Source organism: Ruminococcus sp. AM31-15AC, assembly GCF_003462045.1.
Taxonomy (GTDB): Bacteria; Bacillota; Clostridia; order Oscillospirales; family Ruminococcaceae; genus Hominimerdicola; species Hominimerdicola aceti.
Genome location: NZ_QTYG01000083.1, coordinates 1 through 5,485, shown reverse-complemented (window position 1 = coordinate 5,485; position 5,485 = coordinate 1). Strand labels below are relative to the sequence as shown.

Genomic DNA, 5,485 nt, shown 5'->3' with positions numbered 1-5,485 from the left:
TACATTGAATTTGCCATACGAAGATGATATTTATTTTAACGACGATAAATATTCGGAATTTTGATAAGGATAAATGGTCTGATTTCATAAGGAAATTAAATAAACTGATAGAGATATACTCTATCTTGTATGTGTCCAGGGAATGGACTATAAAGAAATTGCAGATTCATTTGAAATCAGTTATGCAGCAGCCAAGCAGCGATATTGGACGGCAAAGAATAATCTGAAAAAGATAATTTTAAAGGAGGGAGAAATATGAACGAAAACACATTGTTTATACAAGCTTTAAAAGATGTATTTGACGAAGAATATAATGCCGATATGGAAGCAATCTTATTAAATGATGAACACGAATTCAGTGATAAGCATAATAAGAAAATGAAGAAGCTTATTAAACGGCAAAGCAGACCATATTTTAAGCTTATAAGTACGGCAACTCGCAGAGCTGCGTGTGTTATTGTTGCAACGGTCGTACTTTCTGCCTCTGCGTTAAGTGTCGATGCGGTTCGTGGTGCAGTATATGATTTTGTAATGGAGAATTTTGCAGATCATAGCGTCATAGCAACCGAAAGTGGTACGGACGATGGTTATCCAACTTCCATTGAAGAGAAATATTATATTTCAAAGTTGCCCGCCGGGTTTGAACAGACTCAATATATTGAAACAGATGATAGCGTTTCTATTTTGTATTCCAACGGCAAAAAAAGTATTTTCTTTGACCAGAATGTCAAACGAAATCATAAGGAATATATTGATAATGAGCGAACGAGTTTTACGAAGATCGAGATCGATGGTCAGGAATATTTGCTTTTTGAATCTGATACCGATGTAACGTGCATTTGGGATAATGGCAGGTATATATTAGGAATATTCAGCGATCTCGACAAAGAAACTGTTATAGATTTATGCAAGTCTACAAAGTTACAAAAATAGTCTTACTAATTTGTTTTTTTATTGTTATATAGGGTAGAGAGATCAATTTGATCTTTCTACTCTATTTTTTATGAAAGGAGAATAATAGATGAAAAAGTTATTAGCGTTACTTGTTTCTTCCGTTATGGTGTGTGGAGGCGGCATATCTGTTTGCGCTGAACCTCAGTTAAGTACTCCTGTCGAAGGTGAATTTACGGAATACTATAAATACGCTTCTAAAGTTTATAACAGTATGACTATTTCAAATAAGACTGCTTCGTGCAGAAGTACAATACTAGGCTCTTCAGATAATATAACTAAGGTGGTGGTTTCACATACACTAGAAAAGCAGAGCGGAAAATGGTGGATAGATGTTACAAGCTGGACTAAAACATTCAACACATATACAGCGATATATACCACGTCTAAATCATCGTTAAGCAGCGGTACATACCGTCTTAAAACAATCGCAAAGGTCTATAACGGTTCTGATTATGAGACCATTACGATTTATAGTAGCACAGTGTCATGCTGAAAATACAATATAAGAAGAAAGGCTTGGTGATTCCAATGCAGAAATGAAATACTATTCAAAAGCGCACATTCTGATTTGTGCACACACACGAAAAATGGATAAATACGGAAAAGGGCATTGATGTTATATTATTTCTATGCTATAATGTTGAGGAGGATATTTTTATGAATATGAAAAAAAACTATTACAATTGGTATTGCTTCTATTATTGCTGTTAGCACGATGGCGACGACTGCAATTGTAGGTGCATTCGATAAAACCTATGAATCAAATTATAATTATACATACGATGGTAATTCATATGCAAAAATGGATTACTATGAAGCTGGCAATTTTGTTCAAACAAGGGCAACGAATAAGCAATCGCTGACAGAATATTCTAAAATCAGTGTTGATGTTTACTATTCTAACGGCGGATATTTGGATGGAGCATCTGAATATAAAACACTCAGTACAAAAGGATCGATCGGCATCAAGGGTTGTTCAAATTACAGAAGCTCAGGCGGAAACAATTATAAACATACTGTAATTGTGTATCGTGATTCCTCACGTACAAATAAAGTTGCCACAATCAGCAAAAACGTAGGATAAATCATGAAAGGTCGGGGCATATGTTTTTTACAAGAAAAACATTGCACAGTTTATCAGACACAGCAAGGTTATCTTTGCTGTGTTTGTGGTCTGTGAGATCACAAGCTTGATGCTTATTATTTTTTCATTTGGGATATATCAGAATTATTCACAGCAGATAAAGGACATTGCTTCAGATGAGCCTATTGATGAAGAAAAGAATTGGATTAGCTTTGATTTTGAAAGCGACATTGATGAAGAAAATCCAATTTCAAATGAATCGGTTTTGACTTTTCTTAACGAGATGGGGTCAGCGCTTGGGAATAAAATAGGGTACATAGATTTTGACTGCGGCGGATATTACGTCTGCCTGTCATATAATGACGGCTGGGAAATGTATGATATTAAAAAAAATCTGAAAACTAACGGAATGTGGTACAGTGGTAGCTCTTTCAGTAAAACAGATTATGACAAAGCTGCTAAGGTATGTATAGCCCCGATCGAATGTTACAAAGAGATAGACAGCGAGATCGGATATGACGACGACCTTTCTCCTGAAGATTACAGCTATCAGGCATATGATAAAGACGGCAAAATATTTGTCGATCTTCCTGAAGGAACCTTTGAAGTGATCGGATTCACCAAAACCCGGGGAGACAGATATTTTATACCGTATACGGTTTTTTCATCAGATGCCGAAGTTACGACTTTTCCGCAGGTGAAAATACAACAGATTCTGTATCAGAATGAATATAACAGCGCTGTTAACATTTTCAAAAAGTGCTTTGGTGACAGAATAAGCGATGAGGAAATTTCGGATATGCCGGTTTATGATGCCGAGGTGCTGAAAACCTTTCAGACAAAAATGACGATCTGCGTTGTTATTGCGATCATATCTTCTGTCAATATCACGGCATTGTTTAAATATGTGATTGATCTTAGACGAAAGACTATGGCTATATTCAGGATCAATGGGTGTTCTAAAAACAGGCTCAAAGGAATCATGGTCAGCGAGATGATGATATATAGTGCGATCAATATTCTGCTATGTATATCTTGTTTTAATTTTCTTATACTTCCCGGACTAGCCGGTATTTTGCCGTATGTCACTCTTGCATATTCAGTGAAAAACTATATTTTACTTGCAGCGATCTACATAGCTGTGACCTTCGTTTCTCAAAACATAATGATTTATTTCAGCATTTCGCGTTCGCCAGTGCAAATGCTGAAATCACGGAGGTGAAAACGGTGCGCGCATCATATATCAGATATGGTATCAAGGAATTTGAACGTAATATATTTTTTAATATTTTTATAATCCTACAAATTTCCGCAGCTTTGATACTGATAGTTTACTGTGTGTCCTCAATAAACTATATCTCAAAGTTTTATTCACCGATAAAGGAACATATAGACGGAGAAGGAATTTGCAGTATCGACATACCGAATTATCCTCTGCTTGAAGAGATAAGCGGTTTTGAATATGTTGACGAGGTTTACTCCTTCAATTCAGTTGGCGGACTTTATAACAATAGCAATGCCTTTTATAAAAATGACATCAGGTACGTTTATATCAACAGCTATGATGACAAATTCATCAATGATTACATACCAATCCTTGAAAAGGGTAAATGGTTAAGCGAATGTGACAGCGAAGACGGCATAATTAACGCAGTAATATCCTATAGTGATGAATATGAGGTCGGCGATGTGATAACTGTGGTTTTCAATCCGCAGTCAGATTGTGAGAAGGAATTAAATTTTAAAATAGTAGGAATGCTTTGCGATGGAGCTAAAGTTTTTAACGCCTATACATTGATGTCCGAAGTTTCAGACGCTTCATCTTTGTATCCAAATTATTATAGTGCGCAGCATAAAAATGAAATTCTCCTGCTTACTGAAAAAAATCAAAAGCTAGGCGGTTGTCCCGGAATGTCGCTTATTAAATTCAAAGAGGGTCGTAGCGATGAGGAATATGAAAATTTCACCACTCAGTTAGGCGCTGATTTTGATATAAAAGGGATAAAATTATCAAAAATAAACGAGACAAGCTTAAAACAGATAAACGAGCAAAGGGTGATGATATTACCGCTTATAATCGGCATAAGCATACTCATTTTTACAAGCATTTTGAGTATGAGTGCTATAAGTACAAACAGGCAGCTGAAAAATTACGGCATATACAGCATTTCCGGCGGAACAAGGGCAGGCTGTGTTTTAATACAGATGTGTAATGTATTATGCTGCTGTATCTTCTCATGTTTTCTTGCTTATTTGTTTTTCAATATTTTAAAGATCAGTGGAAAGCTTAACGGATCAATTGTTGCTTTTGGTACAAATGAGTTTTGTTCATGTGCAGCATGGCTGATAATTACAATTATAGTTTCATCGATTATGCCTATATTAATAATCGGGAAAAAGAAGATAAAAGATATGTTGCGGGAGATGGAATTATGATTAAGCTTAACAACATAACAAAGATATATAACCCTAAAAAGTCCAACGAGTTTGAAGCTCTGCACGGCGTTTCCTGCGAGATTCAGGACGGTGAAATGGCAGCAATAATCGGCAAATCCGGTGCTGGAAAGTCAACGCTTTTGCATATCCTTGCCTGTATTGACGACTATCAGGACGGCGAGTATACCCTTGACGGGGAGCTTGTCAAGAATCTTTCCGAGCGGCAGTATGCAAAAATACGAAACGAGAAAATCGGTATGGTAATGCAGGATTTTTCTCTTGTCGAGGATTTTACTGCACTGGAAAACGTGATGATACCGCTGAATTTTGCAAAACCAAAAATCAAGAATAAAAAGGAAAAAGCGCTTGCCGCACTTGAATCTGTCGGAATTGAGGAACTTGCGAAAAAGCCTTGTAATAAACTTTCCGGCGGTCAGAAACAGCGTGTGGCGATTGCGCGTGCTATTGTAAACGAGCCGAGCGTGATACTTGCTGACGAGCCGACTGGGGCTTTGGATACAAAGACTTCTGCCGAGATAATGGAGCTTTTCAAGTCGCTCAATCACGAGGGAAAAACGATAATAATCGTAACCCATGATATGAACATTGCGGAGCAGTGCGATAGGGTTATTGAGATTTCGGATGGGCATGTTGTGAAATGAATTTTCAAAACGTGAAATGCCATTTTAATTTATATTTGCACAAATACGTCATAGACCCTATGAAAAACAGTCGTAAGCACCCGCTTGTGACTGTTTTCAAAAGTGGAATTTGCTGATTTTAACGAAAATAAAGAGTTAGTAGATATAACTTAGATTTAAAAGTATTCTTCCACTAACGTTACCCCACCCTCAGGTGCTAGTGATCGCAAGGTCATGTGGGTTCAAGTCCCGTCATCCGCACCATATTGGTGGAACAAAAAAGATGCACCAGCCGAAAAGCCCGTAAATACGGGCTTTTTTCATGCTTTTTAACCGGAAATTTTAAGGTGAAAACCGTGGATGCTTTTTC

At 36.9% G+C, this 5,485-nt stretch carries 7 protein-coding genes; all 7 read left to right on the top strand.

Translation table 11 applies throughout. The features are described 5' to 3' along the window. Positions 1–115: 115 nt before the first annotated feature. Positions 116–259 carry a hypothetical protein gene (locus tag DW793_RS16040; RefSeq protein ID WP_390624692.1) on the top strand — a complete coding sequence of 48 codons (144 nt, stop codon included), beginning with the start codon at positions 116–118 and terminating at the stop codon, positions 257–259. Then, positions 256–933, top strand: coding sequence for a DUF4367 domain-containing protein (locus tag DW793_RS13600; protein WP_118158467.1), 678 nt, complete (start codon positions 256–258; stop codon positions 931–933). The genes DW793_RS16040 and DW793_RS13600 overlap by 4 nt, the downstream gene beginning before the upstream one ends. Before the next feature lie 88 nt (positions 934–1,021). Continuing rightward, positions 1,022–1,447, top strand: coding sequence for a hypothetical protein (locus tag DW793_RS13595; RefSeq protein ID WP_118158466.1), 426 nt, complete (start codon positions 1,022–1,024; stop codon positions 1,445–1,447). Between the two features lie 222 nt (positions 1,448–1,669). Further along, the gene (locus tag DW793_RS13590; RefSeq protein WP_118158465.1) at positions 1,670–2,038 is read left to right on the top strand and encodes a hypothetical protein; all 369 of its coding nucleotides are present in this window, start codon (positions 1,670–1,672) and stop codon (positions 2,036–2,038) included. Between the two features lie 106 nt (positions 2,039–2,144). Then, complete coding sequence (locus DW793_RS13585; RefSeq protein WP_147342219.1) at positions 2,145–3,260, top strand: ABC transporter permease; 1,116 nt, start codon at positions 2,145–2,147, stop codon at positions 3,258–3,260. Between the two features lie 95 nt (positions 3,261–3,355). Further along, positions 3,356–4,474 (top strand): hypothetical protein, encoded by a 1,119-nt coding sequence (locus DW793_RS13580; RefSeq protein ID WP_147338421.1) that lies wholly within the window; start codon positions 3,356–3,358, stop codon positions 4,472–4,474. After that, positions 4,471–5,136, top strand: coding sequence for an ABC transporter ATP-binding protein (locus DW793_RS13575; protein WP_117856692.1), 666 nt, complete (start codon positions 4,471–4,473; stop codon positions 5,134–5,136). The genes DW793_RS13580 and DW793_RS13575 overlap by 4 nt, the downstream gene beginning before the upstream one ends. Positions 5,137–5,485: the final 349 nt, after the last annotated feature.

Bases quoted from the DNA above. Each gene is read 5' to 3' on its own strand.
- DW793_RS13590 (WP_118158465.1), top strand. From the start codon at position 1,670: ATGGCGACGACTGCAATTGTAGGTGCATTCGATAAAACCTATGAATCA.
- DW793_RS13595 (WP_118158466.1), top strand. From the start codon at position 1,022: ATGAAAAAGTTATTAGCGTTACTTGTTTCTTCCGTTATGGTGTGTGGA.
- DW793_RS13575 (WP_117856692.1), top strand. From the start codon at position 4,471: ATGATTAAGCTTAACAACATAACAAAGATATATAACCCTAAAAAGTCC.
- DW793_RS13600 (WP_118158467.1), top strand. From the start codon at position 256: ATGAACGAAAACACATTGTTTATACAAGCTTTAAAAGATGTATTTGAC.